Source organism: Dysgonomonas sp. ZJ709 (genome assembly GCF_011039195.1).
Classification (GTDB): Bacteria; Bacteroidota; Bacteroidia; order Bacteroidales; family Dysgonomonadaceae; genus Dysgonomonas.
In genome coordinates this window covers 81,718-107,905 of sequence record NZ_JAAKEM010000015.1, presented here as the reverse complement: position 1 = coordinate 107,905, position 26,188 = coordinate 81,718, and the positions used below count along the sequence as shown (strand labels likewise).

The 26,188-nt window shown below is 35.2% G+C and carries 23 protein-coding genes; 2 read left to right on the top strand and 21 right to left on the bottom strand.

The annotated features are described in order from the left end of the window. Positions 1 to 152: 152 nt before the first annotated feature. The 7 genes from G7Y56_RS11650 to G7Y56_RS11620 all read right to left on the bottom strand — a co-directional run bounded on the left by G7Y56_RS11650 (position 153) and on the right by G7Y56_RS11620 (position 5,868). The gene (locus tag G7Y56_RS11650; protein WP_221412557.1) at positions 153 to 1,742 is read right to left on the bottom strand and encodes an N-6 DNA methylase; all 1,590 of its coding nucleotides are present in this window, start codon (positions 1,740 to 1,742) and stop codon (positions 153 to 155) included. A 154-nt stretch (positions 1,743 to 1,896) separates the two neighbouring features. Then, on the bottom strand, positions 1,897 to 2,736 hold the full coding sequence (locus tag G7Y56_RS11645) for a hypothetical protein (RefSeq protein ID WP_165043607.1): 840 nt from the start codon (positions 2,734 to 2,736) through the stop codon (positions 1,897 to 1,899). 1 nt (position 2,737) lies between these two features. Continuing rightward, positions 2,738 to 3,112 (bottom strand): NINE protein, encoded by a 375-nt coding sequence (locus G7Y56_RS11640; RefSeq protein WP_165043606.1) that lies wholly within the window; start codon positions 3,110 to 3,112, stop codon positions 2,738 to 2,740. Between the two features lie 426 nt (positions 3,113 to 3,538). Beyond that, the gene (locus tag G7Y56_RS11635) at positions 3,539 to 3,793 is read right to left on the bottom strand and encodes a hypothetical protein (RefSeq protein WP_165043604.1); all 255 of its coding nucleotides are present in this window, start codon (positions 3,791 to 3,793) and stop codon (positions 3,539 to 3,541) included. A gap of 605 nt (positions 3,794 to 4,398) precedes the next feature. Next, positions 4,399 to 4,617 (bottom strand): helix-turn-helix domain-containing protein, encoded by a 219-nt coding sequence (locus G7Y56_RS11630; protein WP_255498736.1) that lies wholly within the window; start codon positions 4,615 to 4,617, stop codon positions 4,399 to 4,401. Positions 4,618 to 4,621: 4 nt separating this feature from the next. Next, positions 4,622 to 5,059, bottom strand: coding sequence for a tyrosine-type recombinase/integrase (locus G7Y56_RS18815; protein ID WP_304487068.1), 438 nt, complete (start codon positions 5,057 to 5,059; stop codon positions 4,622 to 4,624). Continuing rightward, positions 5,056 to 5,868 carry a site-specific integrase gene (locus G7Y56_RS11620; RefSeq protein ID WP_165043601.1) on the bottom strand — a complete coding sequence of 271 codons (813 nt, stop codon included), beginning with the start codon at positions 5,866 to 5,868 and terminating at the stop codon, positions 5,056 to 5,058. Before G7Y56_RS11620 ends, G7Y56_RS18815 begins: the two co-directional genes overlap by 4 nt. A 347-nt stretch (positions 5,869 to 6,215) precedes the next feature. Between G7Y56_RS11620 and G7Y56_RS11615 the strand changes: the two genes are divergently transcribed. Together G7Y56_RS11615 and G7Y56_RS11610 are read left to right on the top strand one after the other, a co-directional pair. Next, positions 6,216 to 6,479: a DUF4884 domain-containing protein gene (locus G7Y56_RS11615; protein ID WP_165043599.1), complete on the top strand. Its 264-nt coding sequence runs from the start codon at positions 6,216 to 6,218 to the stop codon at positions 6,477 to 6,479. 479 nt (positions 6,480 to 6,958) lie between these two features. Continuing rightward, entirely contained in the window at positions 6,959 to 7,180 is a 222-nt protein-coding gene (locus tag G7Y56_RS11610; RefSeq protein ID WP_165043597.1) for a hypothetical protein, read from the top strand. 89 nt (positions 7,181 to 7,269) lie between these two features. On the opposite strand, the gene G7Y56_RS11605 is transcribed toward G7Y56_RS11610, so the two are convergent. The 14 genes from G7Y56_RS11605 to G7Y56_RS11540 form a co-directional block, all read right to left on the bottom strand. After that, positions 7,270 to 9,594, bottom strand: a complete 2,325-nt coding sequence (locus G7Y56_RS11605; RefSeq protein WP_165043596.1) for a hypothetical protein — start codon at positions 9,592 to 9,594, stop codon at positions 7,270 to 7,272. 229 nt (positions 9,595 to 9,823) lie between these two features. Then, positions 9,824 to 10,234 carry a polymer-forming cytoskeletal protein gene (locus tag G7Y56_RS11600; RefSeq protein WP_165043594.1) on the bottom strand — a complete coding sequence of 137 codons (411 nt, stop codon included), beginning with the start codon at positions 10,232 to 10,234 and terminating at the stop codon, positions 9,824 to 9,826. 63 nt (positions 10,235 to 10,297) lie between these two features. Next, positions 10,298 to 10,906 carry a porin family protein gene (locus G7Y56_RS11595; protein WP_165043593.1) on the bottom strand — a complete coding sequence of 203 codons (609 nt, stop codon included), beginning with the start codon at positions 10,904 to 10,906 and terminating at the stop codon, positions 10,298 to 10,300. Positions 10,907 to 10,930: 24 nt separating this feature from the next. After that, positions 10,931 to 11,281 (bottom strand): hypothetical protein, encoded by a 351-nt coding sequence (locus G7Y56_RS11590; RefSeq protein ID WP_165043591.1) that lies wholly within the window; start codon positions 11,279 to 11,281, stop codon positions 10,931 to 10,933. Between the two features lie 191 nt (positions 11,282 to 11,472). Next, a complete protein-coding gene (locus tag G7Y56_RS11585) occupies positions 11,473 to 12,474 on the bottom strand; it encodes a hypothetical protein (RefSeq protein ID WP_165043589.1) in 1,002 nt (333 codons plus the stop codon). 51 nt (positions 12,475 to 12,525) lie between these two features. Beyond that, entirely contained in the window at positions 12,526 to 13,845 is a 1,320-nt protein-coding gene (locus G7Y56_RS11580; RefSeq protein WP_165043587.1) for a hypothetical protein, read from the bottom strand. A gap of 10 nt (positions 13,846 to 13,855) precedes the next feature. Next, positions 13,856 to 16,462: a DUF4906 domain-containing protein gene (locus G7Y56_RS11575; protein ID WP_165043586.1), complete on the bottom strand. Its 2,607-nt coding sequence runs from the start codon at positions 16,460 to 16,462 to the stop codon at positions 13,856 to 13,858. Positions 16,463 to 16,473: 11 nt separating this feature from the next. After that, on the bottom strand, positions 16,474 to 17,703 hold the full coding sequence (locus G7Y56_RS11570) for a FimB/Mfa2 family fimbrial subunit (RefSeq protein WP_165043584.1): 1,230 nt from the start codon (positions 17,701 to 17,703) through the stop codon (positions 16,474 to 16,476). Between the two features lie 117 nt (positions 17,704 to 17,820). After that, entirely contained in the window at positions 17,821 to 18,321 is a 501-nt protein-coding gene (locus G7Y56_RS11565) for a hypothetical protein (RefSeq protein ID WP_165020268.1), read from the bottom strand. A 79-nt stretch (positions 18,322 to 18,400) separates the two neighbouring features. Further along, on the bottom strand, positions 18,401 to 20,860 hold the full coding sequence (locus G7Y56_RS11560; protein WP_165043582.1) for a Calx-beta domain-containing protein: 2,460 nt from the start codon (positions 20,858 to 20,860) through the stop codon (positions 18,401 to 18,403). A 17-nt stretch (positions 20,861 to 20,877) separates the two neighbouring features. Then, a complete protein-coding gene (locus G7Y56_RS11555; RefSeq protein WP_255498735.1) occupies positions 20,878 to 22,818 on the bottom strand; it encodes an OmpA family protein in 1,941 nt (646 codons plus the stop codon). 12 nt (positions 22,819 to 22,830) lie between these two features. Further along, positions 22,831 to 23,430 carry a DUF3575 domain-containing protein gene (locus tag G7Y56_RS11550; RefSeq protein WP_165043581.1) on the bottom strand — a complete coding sequence of 200 codons (600 nt, stop codon included), beginning with the start codon at positions 23,428 to 23,430 and terminating at the stop codon, positions 22,831 to 22,833. Between the two features lie 36 nt (positions 23,431 to 23,466). After that, the gene (locus G7Y56_RS11545; RefSeq protein ID WP_255491297.1) at positions 23,467 to 24,417 is read right to left on the bottom strand and encodes a hypothetical protein; all 951 of its coding nucleotides are present in this window, start codon (positions 24,415 to 24,417) and stop codon (positions 23,467 to 23,469) included. A gap of 187 nt (positions 24,418 to 24,604) precedes the next feature. Beyond that, positions 24,605 to 25,858 carry a fimbrial protein gene (locus G7Y56_RS11540; RefSeq protein ID WP_165043579.1) on the bottom strand — a complete coding sequence of 418 codons (1,254 nt, stop codon included), beginning with the start codon at positions 25,856 to 25,858 and terminating at the stop codon, positions 24,605 to 24,607. Between the last annotated feature and the right edge of the window lie 330 nt (positions 25,859 to 26,188).

Genomic DNA, 26,188 nt, shown 5'->3' with positions numbered 1-26,188 from the left:
ATACCTTATCAACATGAATGGACAGTCGTACAGAGTTAAAGAAACTAAAAAAATGTTACAACCTGATGAAGAATAAATATCTTTAGCCAATCTCATCCGAGACACTTAGTGGTATACTTTTCAATTACTAAGTGGACTACTTTTCAATTATATTATACAAACCTATGACATTGCTCAATAAAGAGGACTTCTGTACTTTGACTATCTCTATTAGTTTCGGGCTTTTGTACGACAGCAAGCCAATCTCCTTCTTTTTTTCCTAATTTATATTCTCTCAAATACGCTTTTTCTGTTTGCCTAACAACACTGCCAAATGGAGGATTTGTAATGATAAAATCAAAAGAATTGTATTCAAAACCTTTATTGTCATTTCCATTCTTTTGTATCTCTTTATCACTTAACAGACCATCGCTTGTGATAACATTGGTATGACCATCATCATGGATAATCATATTCATTTTTGCCGCACGAGAAATCTGTTCATTTATTTCTATCCCAAACAGTCTTTTTTCAGCAAAATCGTGCCAATACTTCTTATGTCTATCAAATTTTCTTGTGTCCGTTTTATAATCAGGATAAAGTTTGTCAGCTTGTTTCCTAACCTTATTAAGTGCATATAATAAGAATCCGCCACTACCACAAGAGGTATCCAACACTTTTGATTCGTTAGTTATTGGGAGGACTCGAGTTATAAAATCAACTATAGGACGGGGAGTGAAATACTGTCCGAAATTTCCTTTAAAATAAGAGTGCATAAAAGTTTCAAAAGCACGCCCCTTGGCATCTAAGTCTGTTTCTCCAAGATTTACTTTCTCTAAATATCCTACAACAGTTCTTATTTTTTCAGGTGTTAATCTAATATTATCTCTAAAAACCTCAGGGTCTCTTTTACGACCTTCTTCATAAAGAGCCAATACTCTTTTATAAAGTTTATCATTTTCTATTTTCTTACGTCTAGCTTCGTCTTTTTCTTCTTTTGCAGAAATAGTTATTACTTGAAAATCGTAAGGTTCTCCTGGTTTGCGATCTTTCCTTTCATCCCAAACCTTACAAAAAATCAATTTATCCAGTTCGTCAAACGCTTCTGATGGATTTAATTGACCTCCACCCCATAGAGCATCATGAGCTTGCTTAAATATTTTAGTAAGCTCACTTTCATCTATCGTTTCAAGGTTATATAGGGCTTGTTTGTTTCCGTCTTGTTTAATAGAATCAGCTTCGTAAACATAACGGTAATTTAGGAGTTCTGTTACCCCTTTACGTGGTATATCTTTGTGAGTGACTCTTGCATTGCTATTTAAATCAACTTCAAAAAACTCATTACGTATACCTGATGTAACCCAAACATATTTTATTTCACCTGCAATAGCATAACAATAACTATATGCCTGTTCTATTGCTTGTAAAAATTCAGGTTCTGAAACTTCTTCTTTTTTACATTCAACTAAAATGTAAGGAGTCTTCTTTTTCTCATCTTTGTAAACAACAATGTCAGCTTCTTTAGAGGAAGCCCCCATTTTGATGGAGACATATATTTCTATTTGGTTAGGATTATAATTATATTCGTATATCAAAGTTAAATATGTTTCAGCCTGTATAAGTTCCTCTGGATTTTTATAACTGCGTCTTTTCTTTTGTTTGGTATAAGTTATGAAGTTTCTATCTGTGTCGAAACTTATCAGATTATCCCTAACTCCTTGTTCTATGATCGTCATATTGTATTCTGTTTTTCTTTGTTCCAAAAATAGCTATTTTATACTGACTAAAAGATTTTAAAGATACCTAATTTTATTATATATGAGTTTTCAACGTTTGATAATACTAATTACAGAACGTAGAAGTTTTAAATAAAAATGGAGGCTTTTAGACCTCCATTCTGCATAGTGAATAACTAATTTATTTCTTATACCGAGCTCTGTAAAATTTAAAGGTCGTAAACTGGTCATAGTATATATCGCAAATAACATATTCTTTACCTGTATATTTTCGGTAGCGGTGTATTTCTACTCCAGATAGGTTTGAATAGCCTTGTGAGTGATTTTCGATTAATGTATCTCTGAATGTCTTTTGATATTTAAAATCTGCGTTCATTAGTTCCTTTTTGTAAAAGGATGCATCTTCACCGAATAGGCGAAATCCTAATTCAATACAAATATCCTCCAACCCAACATATTTTATACTTATGAACTTATCGTCCAGTTCATAGAAAGTCCATGTGCCCTGATAAGCTGATGGGTAAACATGCAGCGAGTTTTCGATGTTTTCTTTTGAATATGCATTTTTGCCAATATTTTCGACTATGGATTCTATCGAAAAGAATTCTTGTTTTTCAGCTCTACGAATAGAATCCCATTTTGCACGTTCAATTTCTTCGGCAATCTTGACTTTTTGAATAGAGTCTTGTTTTATAGAATCTGCTATTTGACTTAGCCGAAGATTTCTTAATCGAGTTTTCTCTTTACGTTCATAATATACTTTTAAACTATCTCCTGCTCTTTTTTCAATATAAGTAAGCACAGCAATATTTTTCTTTCCATTGATAAGGTCGCCGCCATATGTATCTTTCTCCACATACTTAGAATCAGCAAAGTATTGATATTTTGATAGGTTACTTTCGGTGATAGGTTCAGAGAATAGTGCCTCCGCTGGTGCTTGAAAAAAATTCTTAATTTTGCTACTTTGCGTATATCCGTTAAGTGGAATAACGAATAATACAATTATAAGTATCTTCTTCATTTTACAGCAATATTTTCTTTTTTAATTCAAATTCTTCCTGCGTGATAATACCCTTTTCTTTCAAATCATATAACTTTTTAATTTCGTCACTCGTACTTGTAGTTGAATGGGATTGATTTTGACTTCCGTTATTCACCGTAATATTTGTGTGATTCGGATAAGGAGTGTGATAGGTAGAATTAAATTTCTGGTTAAACCTATTTTCGTCCATTGTTAGTAGCCATATAAAATCAATCAATGAAACAATAAGGGGAATAAATGTCCAACAGAATAAAAGATATAGAATGCCTAATCCGGATTGATTCAGATAAAATCTGTGTACTCCAATACCTCCAAGAAAGATTGCTAAAATTGCTGCGGTTGTTTTACTTTTCATAATTACTTGTTTTTTAAATTAATATTTGATTCGTTACTACATAAAAAGTGCGTGGAACTTTATCTCATTCACTTCTAAGGTATCGCCAAACACCATGTAGACAAACAAGTAAAGCCCACGCACCATACGTGAGCATTATACTCATTATTCTTGTCTACATTAAAATTGGCGATTTTTAGAAGTAAGAATAAAAGCTAATGCTTTAAATAAATATGTATATTTTAAATATTTCTTCTTATAGTTTTTATTTTAATTGGTTCGTATGCAAAAATACTAAAAAGTTTATACCTATATTATAATATGTCTGTATTCTTAAATTTTCTGTTCTTACCTAAGCGATATACCCCAAGCTGACCGTACATGCAATCCAACTTAATGGGGACCCCCACCCCACGATAATTCCGGTGAGCAGAAGCTACTTCTTATCTAATTACTATCTTTATCGTATATTATTAAATTACTGTCTTTATATTTTTTCCACGCCACAAATAATAAAGGGATTATTTCAATTCCAATATCAGAATACCTATTACACGCTATCATAAATTCTAGTATCTCTAAATCATAATAGTCTTCAACTACACTACCTAAACAATCTATTATAACATCACCAATAACTATACCGTAATTAATTCCGAGTTCATCTTTATATTTTACTAGTCTATATCTGATTTCATTCATAATATGTTTATTTAAATAAAAGTAAAAAACGGACACATAATCTATATGTATCCGTTCCTTAAAAAATCAATAGTCTAAAACAAAAATTTTACCTCATGTCTGTAATTACAAATAAGATCTTTAGTTGAATAATTATCTTGTTCTAATTTTTCCTTTCTAATTCTTATCTGAGTCCACCCTACCTATTACATACTATGCAGTAAGTTTTCACACACCCTACTATAATCATTACTATTATTAGTAATATATACATAGTAATAAGTACAAACATTTATCCGCGAATCTGGTTAAAATTCTATTAGTTTATCCGTCGTTTCTGTATCTATTTATATACAGAGTTACGTTTATTTAAAAAGAACCCTGTTTTTTAGGCGTTTTCTCCTCTATACACTATGTATAGTGATTTTGAGAAATACCTTTAATCCATTTGTAGAAAACAGTTTCAGCATAATCTTTTGGTATAAGTAGTTTTCTGTATTTTTAGCGAAAAAAACGGATAGAAAAAAATACAAAAAGTGCTATGCACTAGGTTTTAGTATAAAGATAGATTATCTAAACATAAAAATACCTCATCATTTTAGTTTGATGAGGTATTAAATTATAATTTATATTTGTAAATATCTTTTGATATTATCTTTTGTATATGATGAAATAGTTGTACTCTTATTTACAAATTGTACAACATCTACGGTTAAATATCTTATGCTATTATTAACTTTATGATAACGTAACTTTCCACATTCACGATAATTATATAATGTTCGCTCGCTTACACGTAATATAATAGCGACTTCTTCTGTAGTTAAATATATATTTTCTGCCATAATTTTATCCTGCCATGTATTTATTAAAATTATCCCTTGCTTCATCCATTTTAGCTTGCTCCACTTTAGCATATATTTGAGTAGTTTTGACATTAGTATGTCCCAGTAACTTTGATACCGTATAGATATCCTCACCTGAAGAAATTAAAAGAGTAGCGAATGAGTGTCGTGATACGTGGGTAGAAAGATTCTTTTTAATCTGCGCTTTTATTGCAATCTCTTTTAAACGTTTATTTATTATTGCAGTTGCTGAACTAATTGCATTATGTATTTGACGCTTTGTTGCCTTATCTAAATCTACATCCAGTATGTTGAAAATATAATCATTGAGATTAATTTCTCCATTATTTTTATTTCTATTGCGTCTTCTTCTTTTTTCTATAATTTCCATAGCAATTCCCCCTAACTTAAGATTCATTTCTATACCACATTTACGTGTCATAAAAGACAATCTTTGTTTATTATAATTTTCCATTTTAACGTTAAGATATCACCTATCCTAATACCTGTATAAGATTCCATTAGAAAAATTTCTCTTGCATCACATAGCTTATTTATTGGTGTAAGTTTTAAATTAGCAATTCTTGAAATCTCTTTTGCGGTTAAAGGGCATCTTTGTGTTTTTTCTGTAGTCATTTCATAATCATTAAAAGGAAATTGAGACATATCTAATTTATAGTTTTTGTAAATATCCCTTACATATTTTGATAACCGTTTCATATTTGTAGTTACTGTATTGCGACAATTACCTTTTTCGGTTAAAAGATATTGTTCATACTTTACTATTAAACCACTGCTAAACTTGTTTATAGGCAGACAGTCTTTCTCGAAAAAAATCTTAAACTTATTCATTATGGCTTTATCTTTTTTATATAAAGAGATATTTCCATCTTTTTCTAATTTTTCTAAGTACGAGTTAGCATATTCAAAAAAATCTAATGAAGTCCGCTGATGAATATTGTTTCTAATTTGATTAATACCAAATTCATTATTTGCTTTAATTATAGAAAATGTCAATTCTTCACATTCTGCAACTGCCTGTTTAAGTTGGTAATTTTTCTCCATAGAATTTGGATGAGATTTTTTTACTACACAATTTTCTTCATCCCAATATTCTGGCTTTATTCTAAATACTCTTTTTTGAGTCTTCTGTCCATCGCGGTAAATTTGTATAACAACTGGTGCATCTTTCTTCTTTTTTGAAATTTTGTCTAAACGCATAAATACAGTAACTGAATAATTAGTTTTCATAATTTTTCTTTTTTATAAATTAGTAAATTTAATTGAATTTAAATTGCGTAGAAAAGTGGGTAGAAAATAGGTAGTAGATTTTTCTATTATGTTCTACTATTAATATATAAAAAAGAAATGAAACTTGCAAATCGCATCGTTGATTTACAGTATGAAAATGCATTTTAAAAGCAAAAAAGTGGAAAGTAACGGAAAGGTAAATTATATCCTCCGAGGTCACTTTAGAATAAACCACTTACAGAATATGTAGGTGGTTTTTATTTTAAGTAACAGCATCTTAATATTTTTGTGTATCAATCACAGCACTTTTGTCTATATTTGCCATATCTAATATAAAAACGCCTATTATGAAACGAATTACACTCCAATTAATGACCGTCGCAGTTGCATTTATTCTCGCATCGTGCGGTGGTAGTGCTCTTCTCGTAGCCCCGTCAGATAATAATCCAACATACACCGTTGATTATTTATTTGAGCATGATGGATGCAAAGTTTACCGCTTTTATGACAGAAGTAATTATGTGTACTTTACAAATTGTACAGGAGATGTAACTGCAATAAGCAATGATTCGACAAGTACCCGTATACAAACTATTACAAAAAGAAAATAAGAAAAATTGATCTGTATCAAAGACACTCTTATCTTCGGACTAAAGAAATAATCACCAACGTTCTATTACGCTTAAGTAATTTATCAATAACCGTTTATCGTTATGGAAACAATATTTCTATAGTGTTGTTCTAAGAATAAAATACAAAATAAAGCCAAATATGGATGCCGAAAATATGTAGCTTGCAATACTATCATATTTCTTCGTCACTTTAGATCTATTCATGTTTATATATCCGGATATAAACCATATAGCAAGGCTTAAAACGAGAAGAATAATGCTGGCAAATAAAAGAATAATTATAGCATTCATAACTTTATATATTTAAAAATTTATACCTCACCGAATTATAGAAGAGTAGTTATTTCTATTTTTAGAAATAAAAGTCTGGTGCTTTTCTGCATAAATATACGAAAACTCGCAGAAAATTCATATTTAATTAGTAAACAAGTTCCGCGTCAGACTTGTTTAAACTAATAATGAATAATAACTTCAACAAATATATTATGCAATTACTAAAATACTTTCTAATCGCCATCGGGGCTATTTCTATAGCTTTATTCATTGTCTTATTAGTCATCGGAGTTAAGGTTGTCTCCACTATTTTTCTCTATATTATAGGCGCGTGTGCTATAATAGCAGCCATTGGTTTTATCATTTTCTATGCCGGTAAGTTTTCTGCCCAGAATAGCAAAGACTAAATTATCATTCCCCCTTTAATATAAATAAGCAAAAGGGGCTCGAACCCCTTTTGCTTATTTCCTTTTATATCTACTAATATAGTGAAACTTCAATCCAACTGAGGCTCTAAATTATATTTACTAACTAAAGCTGATACCTCCGGATCTAACTTAGCACGATACACCTTTGTTGGATCTAACTCAAAAGCTTTCAGCAAATGACTAACTGCTTCGTCTTCTTTCTGTAAACGACTCGAAAGGATCGCTAATAAATACTCGACATTACCCGATGAGGGCTGCTGTATCAATAAATCATACGCCTTATTGTTATACCCCATGCAAGTCAGACACAGAGCAGCATTGTAATCAGGATAATTAGCCAATATATCAATCGCCTCCCAATATTTACGATCTTGCAACAAACGAAGTCCTTCTTCATAGTCAGACCGATATTCGACCTTTACAGTATCCGCATCTAATCCCGTACGATGCATATCAATGATAAAATCAACCTTTCTCAGCAATGGATAAACCGAATCCTGAATAATCTTATAATCTGCCGGGAATTGCTTTGCTATATCAGTTTCGCACTGATCAGGATACACAGCATTTGTCAGCATATTTTGGATTTCACTCAGATTTTCAATGTCATTTCGTTTTCGGATATGGACTAATAAAGCATTCCAGTCTTCGCCCCTATGATTGATTTTAAACAGATTTTCTACATTAGCTTCACCGGATAAAGTTTGAGACAAATAATTTCTTACCGAAGCAGCACGTTTTAATGTCAGTTCATAATTATCATCGTAATCACCCTCTAATGAAGTAGTCGAAATCATAGAGACACTATCAATTACAAATTCGGGAGAATTATTATATGTGCGGAATGCTTCTACAAACCTATCCATCTGTTCCTTATTACCTTGATAGTTGGCATCGTAAATTGACATTTGCGTTTTAGTTGTCTTATATTTCGTATAAACTGTCATACGATCATAGAGATTCCGATACAACTCTGTACGTTTAGTAATTAGAGATGTGTCGACAAGTTGAGCTAATGATGCTATAAAAAAAGATAAAGTATCAGCTTTCTGGAATGTATATTCGCTCTGGTCGATAGCCTGTACTTTGCTATCCATTGCTATACGAACAGTTTTGAGACCTTGAGCCACAGGATACTCTTGCGTATAATAGAAAACAAAATTATTATCTGAAGAAATTATAGTATCAAGCCTTATTTCAGCCTTATTCTCGTCGTAAGGAAATTTCACCAGATACTTAAACATATCATCGCTTCTAGCTGCCGAAACCTCATTCAGAACGATCTGATCAAAGAAGTATCTGTGCTTAGCAATCTCAACAGAGTCATTTAGAGTAAAGATATGATTCGTAACATCGCCAAGACCACGCTTCTCTTCATGTATTGCGCGATATTTTTTCGGAATAGCTCTTAACTCCATTTCTTTCAGCCATTGTACAGAATCTTTGCCACCAGGATTATTAAAATCATCCAAATACCGCCCTATATACTTCCTTGTCTTATGCTCATATTCTTTCATATATTTAGCATGCAAACCTGTCGTATCTTTTTTCTCAACAACATTACGCACCTTATGTTCCATTATCTTACGGGCATATGCATGATACTGCTCTGTCCTGTATTTGGTTTTCTTGGCATCTTCGTAGGCATCTTCTACTGCACGCTTATATTTCCATTTCTCGTAATCCATCTGCTCTTTGAAATCCTTCTGATAGATACCATAATAGTAGGTTTGGCGAGCTCGTATATCCTTAGATATATTTGCCTTATCTAGATATACGCTATCATATTGTGACTTATCCACAATAGATTTCATATATTTATCATAATCTGCATAATCTTGCTTTTGTTTATCAACAAATCCCTGTCCGCTTAGAACTACTTTCTGCAATGGAACAACCGAATCATTATGCATTAGTTTTGGGTTCAAAACCAAGCGCCAGTCATTAGACAGAATCTCTTTAGGTACAGTAATCTTAAAATCCACATTTATTCGACCATCACGTTCTGCGGTAAAACGACCCTGAGCGTTGATTTCAACCTCAGACAATCGATAAACTGCATTTGTATCCAATTTGTTCTGACCCTCTTTAAACGCAACTTCACCATCAGTTACACCATAGCTCGAGTCTCTGAATGTTACTTTTTCAGAAACAATCGAGGCTCCATTTTCATCCGAATTTGCTTTATTCGGGAGCTGAATGTTAGGTCGTTTAGTCTGCATAAACAGACGCTGAGTCATAATTGTGGGGCTAGGTGATGAGCACGAAATTGTTATCAGTGATACAAATACGCCTATGATTAACGATTTACATACCATAGCTGTAGGACTAAATCGTCCAGATTGTTCTGCTCTTGCAGGCCAATCAGAAAATATATATTCCAGAATTGACACTTTTGTATTTCTAAGATTTGTGTTAAATATTTTTTTAATTACGATGAAAAAGTCAAATGGATATCGCGGAATCATATTATACTATTTTACTTTATTTTGAGGTAAGATTTTTAAAAAATAAACCATGCGAACTTCACAGCCCACATGGCTCCAAAAACTTTACAAAACTACGTAAGACTGTATTTAAAATATAGGTTTACATTCTAAATACAATTTTATCTACTAATGATTAGTTGTATAGACTATCGTCTTCAACAATCATCATATCTTTTTCAGACTTTCTGTTATTAATCATTTTACAATTCCCAAAGAAATTAGCCCCTGCTTCGATTTCGATATTCAGGGCGGTAATATCTCCATCATAATATGACGAAGACTTGAGTACGATAATGTCATGTACTAAAATATTTCCATTGACTTTACCCATCAGTTCAATACTTTTACTTTCTATATTGCCAGAGACACAGCCATTAGGACCGATAATGACTTTTCCTTCGCAAGAAATATTACCTTCAACATTTCCATCTACTCTCAGGTCATCCTTTATTTTTACTTCTCCGGTAACAGTTACCCCTTCCGAAAGAACACTGTATTTCTTTTCTGCAAGGATTGTATCTGGTTTCGCTTTTTTATTGAACATTATTTTAAGATTGTATTTATTGTACTTATAAAAATTCTTTGTCAGCCTTTGGTCTGTTGACCGTTAAAACATATATTCCACAGCAAGCGACCATCTACGATTCTTGGTGGAGATGATCTGGTCTCCGAAAACCAACTCGCTTTCGGTAAGACCATGATCATAGCTAGCCAATAGTTGGAGTTTTGAGGTAAGATAGCAACCAATACCAACACTTGCACCAAAATCAAATCTATCGGCATTGTTTTTGAAACTGAGTGAGCGAGAACTTTCACCATCCTTAATTCTTCCTGACAAAGCGTAGGAAGAATTAAGACCGGCCTGGATATAATGTTTAATTACAAAGTGGTTGAACTCTCTACGTATGTTAAGCGGTATTTCGATATTGTTAGTTATAAAATGGTAAGTAATTCCCATATTATTCCCATAGTCTTCTTTCAATTTGAATCCTTCATACGAATATAGTAAGCCTGTATTAAATTTCCATCCGCTGAACGGCAAGTTAAAATCAGATATCAAGCCTACATTAAAACCTGTATATAAATCGGCATCCATGCCATTAAAATCGACTTTAGAATTATTCAGATTAACCCCTGCTTTCACACCTAAACGCTGTGCATTTATTGCAATAACAGGAACAAATATGAACAACAGGAATAGTACTTTTACTTTCATCAGCTATATTTAAATCAACTATTTTTATATTATTTCTATCGAATTGGGGCTACTAACCACGGGGATAAAACTTTCTTTCCAGAATAAAAAACCTTTGCAAGTTATGTGACACTTAATAACCATATTGGTATCCGATTGTTCCAGTATCGTCAGATGAGGATTTTTCATATCATTTATTCTCTTCTTGAGAATGGTAATAAGCATTACACTTTCCTTCATCGCGTTCACTGTCTTGAAAATGGTATCAACTTTACAAATCGAGGACATATAGAAGGCAGAGCGTTCATAGGCGCACCAATAGTCATCCATTTTATACAAATAGATGTTACTCTCTTCATTCCTTTCTTTTCTCAATATTTGATATATATCTTCCATAATCTTGCTTTCACCTATTATTTGTTAATACTCAAAAGCGGTTTTTCCGTGTATGTATTACCCGTTTTTCTCTGTTAAATTCTATTTGTGGCTTTTCTAAGCAGGAGCTAAACTCATGTGGCTATTGGCAAATGCATTGGTCTGCCCCTACTTAAAAATGCAGTATTATTTATTTTCTTTAATTCAAATGCCTATTCCAGAGTTAGCTTGTAGCAAGCACTTTTATTTTGGCCATAATCGTGTGACATCACATAAAATACAGTTGCTTCGGCATTCATCCAGAAATTTCCTAAATACCCCAATGAAACAAGCTCTCCGTTTTCGTCTGTTATATAAGAAGGGATAGTTCCAATTAATAAATCGGAAGTTTCGGTTGGACGAATCCTAACAATGTCATTCCCGCTTAAAGCGTATGGATTATCTTTACTATGCGTAGCCGAAATAGCTTTTACAGGGGTATGAGCAGATAAATCTTCAATCTGTCCATTTGTAGTATTTATTTTCAAATAACGATTATTATCAGGATTCTCTTCCTTTAAATCCACAACATATACGTACGAGCCTTTGGATTTAACCAAAGAAGAACCTTTCAAATAAGGATAATCACCTCTCACATAAGACGCAAACTCAGATATCACCGCCTGTGGAGTTACTTTAAATATGTGTTCTCGAATTAAAGGAGTTGGAACATCTTGATAGGCATACCCGCTCAAGAATACATTTCCATTCTCTGCCGCAGTTATTCCACATAAGACTACCGCTGTGGTATTTGTAGGAAAAGGAATACGTGATGTAAGATCAGCAACACTTCCATCCACACCCGATATTTTAAATAACTTATCAAAAGCTTTATAATACAAATTCTTTTGTTGGTCAACACACAGCGCAACATAACCTTCAAATTTTTCTGGAAGTTTAAATGCCTTTACAGTTTCTTTTGTTTGTAGGTCATATTTCATTACATCTGTCCCTTCAGCAAAATAAAAATTGCCATCTAAATCTGTGCATGCAATATTGCCACTAGAGCCTGCAATAGAGATGTCATCAGCCACTTTCTCCACTGTAAATATCTTATCTAAAGCACTCTTTGTTTCAACTGCTCCATTTGCAGAAATATCATTTATCTCTGCGTCACTCGAACAACTTGCAAATGAGATTGCAACTAAAGAGAAAATCAAAATTGTTTTTTTCATAAACTTAAATATTTGATATGTTATTTATAGACATATATAACCTAAAAGGCTTTAAGGATTCTGCGTCACAACAATAGTTCTTGTTAAACTACCTGCTCTAAAGGTAATAGTACCTGTACGCGCAGCTGCCGTAGCACCAAAAGTAGCTGTCACTGTTCTGAAGTTTCCCGAACCGGCGAATGTGATACTTGTGATCCATGCGACATCGCTCGATGCTGTAAGGGTAGCTGCTGTATTAGTATTCAATACCGTGCCGACAGTCTTTAAGCCACTTCCGCTAATAGTGATGCCGGACGAAACGCCTAATTCGTTTTTCCCATCCACTACCATATCGGTAATCTCATTATTTTCATCAACTATCTCAGCGAAAATATTAGCTGAATAAGTAGCATTCATTGCTTCTTGCAGGGTAGCATAACCGGTACCTGACACCTTAGTGATCTGTATAAGGTAACGATGATTGCGGACAATATGGAGTACCTGTCCTGATGCATTGGCTAACCAAACTTTATAATATCCGTCTACATTTTTATATTTACCTCTGATTATAACAGAAAGACCATTATTGGTTAATTCATTCGTTCTTTCATACATATACAACTCAGACGTTTTGTTACTGGTTGCATTCGCCCACACGCCTGTTCCCGAAGGCAACACATAGTCGATATAAGCAGAGCCTCCTATCAAACTAACTGTTGTAGGTGTAGCAGCCTCAACTGTATAGCTATTCGGTGCAACCTTTCCCATATTTGAACTCTTGAGCACTGTAAAAGCTGTTAATGAAAAATCGCTCATACCATTACTAGCCGTGGCTGTTGCACATTGGGTATACATAGAAGCGACAGTTCTCAACATTTTGATCGTACCTAAAGAGTTACCCGAAGCTACACTTGTCAATGCAGCCCTTCCCCACATTACCACCGGTAATGTGGGGGATGTATTGGCGGCTAGGGTATTTGTTTTTAACGAAGGGATCGCAACACTTTCCAAAGTGTTTATAGTAATAGAACTGAAATTCACAAGATCTGCACTATTCTCGTCGCGTCCGTTAGCAACAATGTGAAACGTACGGGCTTGAGTTGTGGCAGCTATCCTTACACTAAAAGCCTTGGTAGCTCCTGTTCCGGAGATACTATTTACTTTTATTCTTTGCAAAAACTTATTAGCCTGATCGAATACCAACAGGTCGATACAACGTACCGAATTCTCATCATAAGCTTTTAAGCCCACATTTTCATTTAATGCCTCTGGTATTTCAAGAGAGAAAGATAGTTCTACTTCTCTCCCCTCCTCTATTGCTTCCGAGTCCTCCGACAGACCACACGAAGTGGCTGCCAGTAGGAATAGGATATATATAATGTAGTGTTTCATTATTGGTTATTTATTTTTTAGTAGAGTAATACTGCATAAGTCTGGTACTATATTCATCTTTCGTCTCTCGTGGTAACATAGGTATTCCAACAGACGTATTTGATGTATTTAGAATAGAACGAGTTCCATCCCCAATCGTTGCCGTCGCAACACCTGTGTCTATATCATAAGTGATCATTCCCATTTTAGTATAATGTGTTCTGAACTTACTAGCATCATTAAAAGTAGAGTATATTGACAATATTGATCTGTCCTTTGCCCAATTGGTTTCTAACGTTCCTCCAACATTTGTAAAAGTACCAAATGACGTGTTTCTATTGTCAGTTGTAGGATTTTTAACCATACTCCCATTTTTAAATCCCTGCATTTTTAATAGTATAGGACTACCAATATCTGACGATTCAAACCAAGTTGCATATAAATCTACATAAATATACCTGATATCACGCTCTTTAAGATATTTAAGGTTTGTTTCTGATGCAAAATCAGTCATGTAGATCACAATATTTTCACTACCAGCTTTCGCTCGATTATCACCTCCCCATTCTAATATTTTTTTACCACTTCCACTAGGGTCGTATAGAATATTATTTCCTTGACTCCATCCCGTAGGTTTACCATCAACACTTGGCATACTTGTTCCTCTAAACTCACTAGCAGTATCCATGTCAACCCCACTACTACCAGTCCAATCATAAGTGACTAACAAATAATCAAAGTTGGCAAAATTGACATATCTAGCAGATTGTTTTACTATTATAGTTCGCGTCAAATTCACATCATTAATATGATATATAATAATCTCACCTTCCCTGTCCGGTTGATTAGGTTCCGCCGCCGGTATTACATATACTAGCTTCCCACCTTCATACTGAGCCTTAGTAATCCAAGACGATTTAGACTTAACTCTCCAGTCGGCATCTCCTCCTAAAGCTACGATTCCACCTTCATCTCCAGAAAGCCCCTCATTTGGAACCTCAAGAGTCACAAGAGAAGAAGTTAAATTCAAGTTACACACCTTCACTTCATCATACTCTAAAGTACCATTATTTACAAATTTGTAAGTCGTATTGGCATAAGTAGATCCTCTAGTGAATCGGAGTGTTTTATTACCTGTTCCCGTAGTGAAATTACAAGAAGCCACAGAAACGTCTCCTTCTATCTTCGTCCACAATGAAGTCGTTGGATTAACAGTCAGTGCAACATCCTTAAATGTTGGCGACTCTGAAATATAAATAATCTTCGGATCCAGTTTTATCGAACCATCAGTTACAAGAGTCGGCGCTTGGTTTACGGTAATCGTCTTTGTGAGATTCTTAACTTTAATCTTCAACGTCGTAGTTCGCGGAACCGTATAATCAGCCCCGTCGGCCACCAACTTAATGTTATTAGCTGCATCGAAAGAAGCTGTTAACCAAGGAGCTCCTGATTCTAGGGAGCAATCGGAGGTTTCCGCATTGGTTGCATAATAGAAATCCTTTTTTACTCCTATTGCCGTTTCTGTTTCTTTTACAGTCAGAAATGTTTGAGATATATCAGACATAACTGTATTTTCGTCCCAAGGCAGAATATTTAAAGTACCTTCTATTAATGCCGCCGATGCATCTGTTTCTCCTCCTAAGGAAGATATATTGAGTGTTAAGTCGTAAATTGTATTACGGTTAATCTTATAACCGTTTTCTTTATTGATAAGAACTTTATAATAGTTGTCTGTGATAATTTCGCCACCAACACCTTTCTGATAAGGAATTTGCAGAAGGATGTAGGTCGCATTTTTCTCGATATCGTAAGTCGTACGTAAATTTTCGCCGATATAAGAATGAGCTATCGTTTTTGTTGTTGTAGCAGTCCTTTCAGATGGTGTAACTACCTTATTTGCATACGAAAAATAAGTCGCAGTAGCAGGATTCGCTGTGTTTGAAACAAGGTAAGTACGATCGGCTACATTCACCATCTTAACCGAAGGGTTTTGATTAAGGGGAGCCAGTGAAATAGCTGCTCCTCCAAAAGTGAAATTTTGAGTGTTAATCGTCATTTGCACTTTAGCTATATTACGAACTAAAGAGACAGACGCTCTGTTATCGGTTGCAAAAACATGGCTCTCTTTCACGCCATGCATAATGAAAGGTTTATCAGTATCAGGTTCAGCAATCTCAGCTGTAATTGCGTCAGTTATTACAGCCTTCAGATTGCTTTCACTGCTAATGGCATTCAGTTTACTTTCATTGACATTGGCAACCACATGTATATTTCGGGATATACTCAAATCCGATAATATTGCCGAATTGAGTAACATTATAACCTGATCGCTTGCCCATCGGCTCATATCCACCTCTGTAGATGGATCAGTAGGTACATTCAACCGCACATAGAACTCTTTGGCTCCGGTTGTTTTATTGAATATAAAAAGTGAAATGTTATTAATCAAACTTTCGTTATCTGCAGATCTTGTTGTTGCACCATCAGATTGGACAGTAGGCAATTGTAAAGCAATAACTGCCTTTCCATCAATTGGAGCTTTCGACTTTGCAAGTTCGTCATCCAAATCGACCGAACAGGAAAGAAGAAATAGAGCAACAATAAGGAAACTTATTCTTCGGATATATTTATAATACATAAAGCAAAAATTTATTGTATCAGATTATTTACGACATACTGCTCTTTTAGTCCGTCCAAACCGGATATAAAGAGATTTACTTTTGTTGATAGAGCAACTCCAGAAGTTTTGCGTCTCACTTGTATAGTAGCAGGTGAAATTGTTTTTTGACCAAAAGTTTTACTTTCATCGACAAACTCGAAATTGTTCGTGTCTTCAAGTGTCACCCACCAGTTACGCTCCTGTTTCATATTCATACTGAAAGTAGCCATTGTTGCGGTAGTCGAAATCTGCGACATGGCATACATATCGACATCTTCGTTAGAGACTACTGTTGCCCAGTCTTTCACATCCACCTTTACCTCCACTCCACCTTTGGCTGTTAAGCTTACCAACAGAATTTTATTGTTTTTAGGGGGAATGGGTACAACAACCTCTTTTATGAAGTCGGTCGAGCCTGCCGTTTTTAAATTTACTTGCACAGTAATCAGATGTGTCGAAAAATCGCTTGCGGACGTAGACTTATGTGCAGGTATGATAAAGTCTATTGTATCGCTTACCTGATGCCCCGATATACTTGGAGAATTAGATATCGCAAACGTTTTTGTCATCGGTACACCCACTGTAGGTGTGTTTTTATTGGGGAACAGCGAACCGTCCCAAGATAAACTTGTAGGAACATTTTTAAGAGAGACAGTACCGGCACCGGTTTTAAACCCGACACCATCTGCAAGAACTACGCGCACTTTCGCTACATTTCGTTCGAGGATAGCTTCCGCAGTTTCATAAGTATCCTCTGTAATAGTTATTCCATTAATAGTCGCAACACGAATCTCCGGAACATCAGGCAATATTCCCCCGGAAGGTTGAGTTACCCACATCGGAGTATTTGACCTAATAAACGAAGCTGTAGGTGGAGTTAATCTTGAACGGATATCCATTTCGCTGCAAGCCACTAATACAAAATTCCACTTCCCAACAGCTGTGGTCATTTTTAAAGATTCGCTGGTTCGCTCAATGTTATTGTTCAATATTTTATGATGGAAAAAGTTTGTGTTTGGGTCCTCGCCGTTAAATACGTAAACCTCCGAATAATCCCGTATGTTATCCGAAACATTGAATAAGTTTATTTGGAGACCTTTCGTTCCCGTTTCAGGCACCTCTACAGCTCGTGAATCCGGTGCTAATTCGTCATTGCCGCAAGAAAAGCAAACAATAAGTAAAGCTAAAATTGAGAGGAAATGTTTTATTTTTATGTACATCTTTTTTACATTTTTAGTTAGGAATATAGCTTGTATGGTATAATGACATACAAGCCATATTTCTCAACCTTAATTCTTGTATAGGAATTGACTTGTATTTCGTATTCTTCTGGTCATCTATTGAAAAGTGTAGTGTAAATTACACCAAGCTATTTTGGCTTGCTTATCTTTCAATAGAGACAGAGAAGGGAATCCCGCATAATTAAATGCTCCGAAACAGGTCTCATCACTACTTTTTACTCTGCACTTATTCGTTTTATGTTGTTTTTCGACATGGGTCAAGCCTTTTCTTATGACTAACTTCGTCTTGTCGCCATGTGCAAATGTTATCCATTCTTCCTTTTGAGCATTATAGATCTGCAAGGCTCCTTTCTCGAAACGGTACTTATACATGTTTTTATCGGGAAAAAGACAAAGTCTCGACTCGTCGATAAAAGCAAATACCAAATCTCGGTAACAGGTGTCTACGTTTCTTATGTAATCAAACCAAAGTCTTTTCAGGTCTAAATCTGATGTTTCGAGTTCCATAGCCCCTCTGTTGGAACCAGTAAACATCTTAAACTCTTTTATTTGTCTATTCCTTAAAGATAGAACCAAGGGTAAAATATTCTTTTTCATATTGTTTCTCTTATTCTAAAGTTTAATTCAAGATGGATAACACATTAAAAACAAACGACGTGAGTATGGAAGAGGCTACTTAATCGTTGATCATGAAGCCGCCATATTTACCATCGGACGCAATATTTATTTGAGGTGCATTAGCCGGTGTAGCAACCGAATCGATACCAATAACTAATTTCTTAGCTCCCAGTTTTTCTTTATCGAAAAGGATGATACCATTCAGATTCACTGCACTTCTATTACCATCGCCCCAGATTCGTAAATCGTGCAGGTTTGTCAATACAAAATCTTTACCTTCTGTTGCAGTAGTTTCTGAACTTACAGAACATGAAATATTTACATCTCCTCCTGTTGCATTAGTCAACAATACTCCATCGGAAGCTCTCAACAGAGATACTCTGAAAAATCCTGATACGATATTATTCATTCTTCCATGGTCACCCAACGAATTGATGGCGATCATTGCCGGTTGATCAATTATAGTACCTGTAGAACTTAATAAAGAACTTTCGAATCCGATACTAACATCATTTATAGCATATATTTTATTGAAGTCTACTACTACAGATTTAGGTAATTCGTAACGAGTATCATTCAGCGTTTTCACATTAAATTGTCCCGTTTTCGAGCCTTTTGTTATCATCACACGTGGGATAATTCCCATGTCGAAATCTAAAACGTCAGCTGTACCCTTACCATATATACCGTCGACAACAATATCTGATCCCGTAGAATTAATAAGTGGTTCTCCATTCGTTTTGAAAATACCCAACTCATATACTACATCTTTGAGACCTTCTACACCATCTTCGGTATTAACCAATTTAACCAATATCTCATGGTCTTCGATTGTTCCGATACCTACCGGTTTAACAGGATAACTTTGTTTGATATTAGCTAATTGAACTTCAAACATTTTTTGTCCTTCCATCAGGTTATTAGCTTTGACAGGAACTTCAATTTCTTGTTTTATCATGTAATGAGTAGCTCCATCATTAGCAGGAACAAAAGACAGGCTTCCTTTTATAGGAGTATAGTTATTCGCTTCCGTTGCAGTTCCTGCCTTAGTGAAGTACTCAACAGTCACAGGTACCGGAGCACCTTCACTTGTTGTTGAATAGCCCGTAAGAGTCACTGTAAACAACGCCGTAGTATAACCATTCACCGGTTTATTTATTCTCACATCAGACACATACAGTCCGTGTCCCAGTTTGATCAAGCGATTGCCCATTCCTTTAAACAGGACATCACCGTTAGATGTAAAATATACTTCATCGAATGTATTTCGGCCATCTTCCACAGCATAGCGATCGAAAAGAAGATCACCTGAATTAGACAGCATACAGATACGTCCGGTAGCACTACTAGCCAGAAAAATACCATTCGGAGTTAACTGCGTTTTATCGAAGTTACCATCGGTAGCCTTTTGATATATTTGACGACCATCTTTAGCTAAACCGATAATAGAACCACGACCAAGATCTGTATCAAAACCAACAATCACCGATTCTCCTGATACAGGATTCAAGCCCATACCCGATATACTGCCTTTAAGTATATACTTTTGAAGATCAGTACCATCATTACGTAAAAGAGAATAATAAGATTTACTAGAACCGTTTCCTCCCACTAATATGTTACCGTTATTTGCAAGGTATAGATAGTCAACTGTAGCTTTATCCGAAGATGATGCGATTTCTTTATTGAAAACAATATCACCTTCTGTACGTATCTTTATTATGCGACCACCTGTTGTATTGCTGTTACCGATCAAGAATATATGATCATCCGCAGCTGTCAGCATTTTTTGAATCTGGAAATTATTATCCGTCAATCTGGTTACAAAAACAGGTTTACCTTTATTGTCTAATCTTACAACCGATGCTACTTTGTTCTCGTCTCCTGTGAAAGCCACATGTATATACTCTGTGCTGCTGCCCAAAACATCAAATCCAATGCATGAACCACTTTCTCCGGAAACATATTTATACACTTCTTTACCGGAAGCATCTAATTTTCCAATCATTCCCGAATGGGTTGTTCCCATTTTGGTTTCATATCCACCGAGTATCAGACTACCATCTCTCAGCTGTTTTCCGCATAGTAATTCACTGCCATCTTCGCCCATATAAACATCTGACGATACAGCACCTGCATTATCTATAATAATAGCACGTCCACCTGTTATGGCTGTTTTCTTCTTTGCCTTCCAGTGAGCAGACTGCCCCAAAACCAATATCTTATTATTTCCAAGATAATGAACATTGTTAACTGTTGTAAAACCGTCGGGAAGACTACGAGAAAAGAACACTTCTCCGTCTCGCTTCACCCATGAGATTGTAGTTTTTCCATCATTACAGCCAACTAATACAACTTCGCCTGACGATGCCGGGCAAACATGCTGAAAATTAGTATTATCACCATATATCCTATCATAAACAATAGGCATATACTGAGCGTTCGCTTTTTCTACCGAGAATACGGCTAAAAGAGCCAAAACCAGTAAACTTCCGTATATTCTCTTTCTATACTGCATTGTAAAATATTTATTTGTTATTTAATTATTCCTATTATATCTACGCGCCTTGCTTTGCGATTCATCCAAATTCTATTGGACCATGAATTATAGTTGCTTGAGTAATCGCTATGGAAAGGAACTTCTGACGAATCAACTTTGCCGACTCTAACTTTCCCTTTCCCGGAAACAACTACCTTGACATTAACGCCTTGTTCGGCGAGCCACTGAGCAACGATTTCAGCCCTGCTATTCGATAAATTATAATTATAGAATTCGGTACCCATTTCGTCGGCATACCCATCTATAACTAGCGACTCAATGTTTTTCAGATTAACTTTTTTCAGCCAATTAGCCAAATCCGTAGTTGCTGCATAATCCAAATTGAAACTATCGAAATCGAAGTATACACTCAACATATGTTGGGTATAATTGAATTGAGGTAAAGATTCTTTACGAAGATTATTATAATTCCCTTCGTTACCTATCAGACTAATAGCTCCATTCGATATAGCCTTCGATTCTGACATACCGTAAATAAGGCTGTTCTTCTTGTCTGTTTTATTACGCTCAAAGTAAAAGATATCATCTTTGTTTACTCGTTGCCTATCCGATACAATATAACCTGTATTCAGATTGATGCGTAGCATACCAAAATCGTTGAGTGCGGTATTTAGAGGGTAATCGAAATGAATTCGGCTACCAGGTACCACACTGTTATTTTCATAACTTATACCATAAAGATCGTATCCGCCAAAACCAACATGACCATTGGACGAGAAGACAAGCATATCTTCGTAAAAACATGGAGATATTTCATCACCTTCCGTATTTACCTGAGGACCCAGATTGATAGGTTCTCCCCATCTTTTATTTTTTTCGTCCCAATGTGCTACGTAGATATCATATCCACCAAATCCTTCCGGTATGTCGGACGAAAACAGTACAGAGCGATCGTTGTTAAATATATAAGGATGGGCATAAGAAAATCCCTGTTTTTGTGGAAAAGCTTCTGTGAAAGCCGACCATCCGCGACGCTTAGCATCGTATTGTGAATAATATAATTTTGTTTGGAATGTATTGATACCCTTCTTTGACATTGATATCTGATCTCCCTTGTCGTAAGACACTTCGGTCACTATTATTTTGCTCATATCATGAGAAAAAGATAATGGTCCGTTTTGTAAATAAATAGGAATAGAATGTAATACGTCATTCTTCTGATTATCTCCTAATGATCCATTTTTCAAATAAACAGGAATAGAATTTGATATGGCATCCTTCTGATTATCTTCATTACTTAACGAAAATTTTGAATTTTCATCTAAAGAATAATATCTTGTCCGGTGATAAAATTTCTTATTGGGATCATGAAACCTACTGTTACTTGTAGCATAGAAAAAATCGTTTTGCATCCTACCGATCCAAAATTCGGAATTGGAAGTACCGGCACTTTCTACTTTATCTACATTATATTCGGGAGCACCTACCGGCAAAAAACCATCTTCGAAATTCAAAGCATGCAATATGTTCTGATAACGTTGATCCAGTTTATACACATCGCGATAAGCATATTGTCTGGCTATACCGCTTGCCTTAATTTTTTGACCCGAATATCTAAGTGCATCAAGGTAGTTACATACATCGACCGCAGTAAATAATTCTTCACCCGAAGCCATAGCCGCCTCATAATGAGGTATTGCTGACAAATAATCCAGCAATGTAAGATATAACCGTGCTGTTTTCAAATGAAGTGCTGCTGCATACTCAGTACTCATTGAGTTAACAAAGGCAGACTCATAAATCTCCATCGCTTTATCGAACTCTTGCCCGATAAACTTACGGTCAGCCTTCATCTCTATTTTTCGGGCTTTGTTGTCTTGTTTACTTCCTTTTATCTCCTTCGAATATGTATAAAGAGATATACCCGATAAAAGAACCAAGGATAAAAGCCGTATTTTTATTTTTCTGTTTATCATTATTTCTTACTATTATCTGAATATATTGTAGACAATATGAACACCAAATTTTGTAGGTCCCCAATATGATTTTGTCCTTTTCTTTTCGAGTGGATATTCGGCATACTCTCCACCTAATTGATATTTATCATATTGCATATGAGCATAACCCAAACCCAGATTAACATCTAATCGAAAACGGCTCGATATATAAAATTTGTAACCTGTTGTTATCCCACTGGATAGTCCCCATCCCTTTCTTCTATAACTCATCTTAGACTCATCGCTATTCTTAAATCCTATATTGAAATTACCATACATAGCGTAAGGACCGACATAAAGACCATCCCATAAATCATTTGTATAATAAAATTTAGGTTTGATATAATATCTGAAATCTACACTAGTAATGAGTGCTCTGAAAACTTCTTCGTCTTTTTTGAAAAGATAAGGTGCCCACAGAATGTCACCATTGAGGGTTAACTGTTTTCCTACCGACCATTCAACTCCGATATTAGGATTTCCTGTCGCAATAAGCGGAATGTTCGTTTTAATCGCTTGAGCCTGCGACTGAGGGCAATAAAACAAAAGGAGTGTTAAACAAACCAATATGTATCTTAGAAAATGTTTCATCGAAATAATTGTGTTTAATATATTTTATAATATGTATTACATTTCTATTCCTCCATTACCTGGAGTATTATTATCTGTACCTTCTATATCCGAATACCAGTCATGGGGGTTACCCAACTCTAGTATTTGTACATTATTACCATCTATTGTTAATACAATGGTTTGTGCCATATGCAGGACAACGGCTTTACCCGTTTTACTATCAACCGCATCAACATTGAGGGTTTCTATTATGTTGTTACCAGCGTCCATGAAACTTATTTTGAAGCTAAAAGCATCCGAAGAGTTACCTTCGGCAGAAAGATCCGGAGACGGCAAGTAGTAGTTTTCAAATCCAAATTCAAAATCCTTATAAGGACTCTGATATAGTTCTGCACTCAAACGCATTTTGTCATCTATACCATTACGAGATGAGCGGGTCTGAACCGAATCAGACAGTTGAGATAAATATTGGATAGTACCAACACCCGAAGCTATAATGTCAACTTTTTTTATATTGTCGAAGGAAAGTTTAGGATTTACTTTCCCTAGATTTTTCATTGCAAAACAAATACGTCCAACGTATTGATGTTCGAACCATGCTGTATCGGTAATCGGTGGCCCTGGTACACGCATATGCGGCTCATTATAGTCGACTAATATAACTGGTGGTTCCTGATAATAACCATCTTCAGATTGTTGTAGACCGAACCTAGCTGTGTTGTGTGATTGAATATCCGAAAATCCGATATTCTGCATATTCGTAAAACAATACACATGATGTAATCCCGGCAAAAGTTTGAAATGAAAGTTTCCGACTCTTGATCTTGCGTTTTCAGCAAAAGGATTTACCGAGTAACGCTCTCTTTGGAGGTCTGTATTGAAAATGTATATCCTTACATCTTCTACTTTGTATGTATCTGTCATTTTCGCGGCATCCGCTTTAGGGACATATACAACATAGTTTGTCTCATCTTCAAAGTAATCATACGTGCACGATGAAAACATGCACATACATACTAGAAAAATTATAAGATAGATGCTCCCGGTATATTTATATTTACTTGTCATTTGTTCTTTACTTTATAAAGATAAAGGCTTCTGATATGAGAGTCCCCTTCTGTATAGCATTGAGAGCCTTACTCTCAACACTATACAGGGAACTACTCACTTATTGAATAAGAATGATTGTTATTTAAAGTTCTAAATCAGATCTGTCAATGTTTGCATTCCAATCTTCAGGAGCTGTAAGATTTATAATTAAACCTCCCTCAGGATCAGGAACAGCCGGTATCGTGATCTTACCTTTAGATGTAAGTGTCAGATTTATTTCTCTTATAGTATTCGCTGTAAATGCATGAGGTATATAACCATACCACCATACTGTAGTAGGCGCACTCAGTACTGTATTATTATCTAAAACATAATCTTTTGGAGCCAAAGCACTCACACGGATTATATATCGTCTGTTACTTGCAACAGGAGCATCAACACTTACTACTTCTGCCGAAGGTAGATTAGGGAATACTACTATATCTTTCCAAAGTGTAAAACCAGCTGTTAGCATTTGAGTATTATTTGAATAATCAGCCGCTGCCGGATTAACTGCATTAAAAGCAGTAGCACCAGTACCACCTACGATTAATTCATTAACATCATTAGCTGTACCTGCCACGATTCCACCCGCAAATGTACCTTGTTTAAATCCTAACTTTTGAGGTTGTCTTTGGATTAGTACAGATGCTTTATCATCATCGAATTTCACAGTCGCAGGAACAGCCTCTCTGTTTATTCTTACGCGTAATAATGATACTTCACGTTTCAGTTTCAAAGCTGTAGCCAATGTTTTAGTAACACCTTCTTCGATTTGTATACCGGTAGCATAAGCAGTAAATACTTCAGATGGTACTATATAACCTTTTTGAGCTGCATGCGCTGCGCTTTGTGAAGTATGCACGGCAGGCAATGTTCCAGGTTTCAATTTTGCAAAAACATCAGTATTCAATAACTTATCTTCTTTTACATTATATTGACCCCATTGTACTGCTGTTGTTCCGATGTATGTCGAAACATGCGTAGCAACGCTACTTTTAGCATTAGCAACCAAAGCCAGATCGTAAGTTCCAGTTCCTACAGGGATGTTAGTCCATGTAAATTTTGTAATTGGTGTTCCCCCTGCATTATATGGATCTAGATAGTCAGAAGCATATACAATCTTTCCTGTTCCAGTCTCATATAAAAACATTTGTACACTCTCAATATTCTTCCAAGAAGTAAGCGGAATTGCTTTTGATAGTGCCGGATCGGCTTTTGTGTTTGTTTGATCGAAAGAGATTGTAGCTTCGATTGCACCTACAGCCTTTTCTTCTGGTGTCTCAAGAGTCTCATCACTGCTACATGCAGTGAATAAAAATCCAGACATAATTAAACTAATAAATACTTTCTTCATTTTTAAAATTAATGTTAAATAAATAATTGCAATGACTATACATTTTATGTATTATAAACTATTGTGTGTGATATCAAGGAGTTTTTCTTGAATATTTTAAAATATTTTTATAATAGTAATCCGGGGGTTGTTTATCCGGCGTTCGTAAACAACCGATATCATATATTTATAACAAAGTCTACTATTTTATCACCTTAAAACATTGGTAACCATTGCGCTCATTGTGGAGAATACACACTTCTATATTACTCATTATCTGACTATAACCTTTGTGATAAAGTTTTCCATCGAGCAGTACTTGCGGCAATTTGCAGCAGCACCCATCTTCTA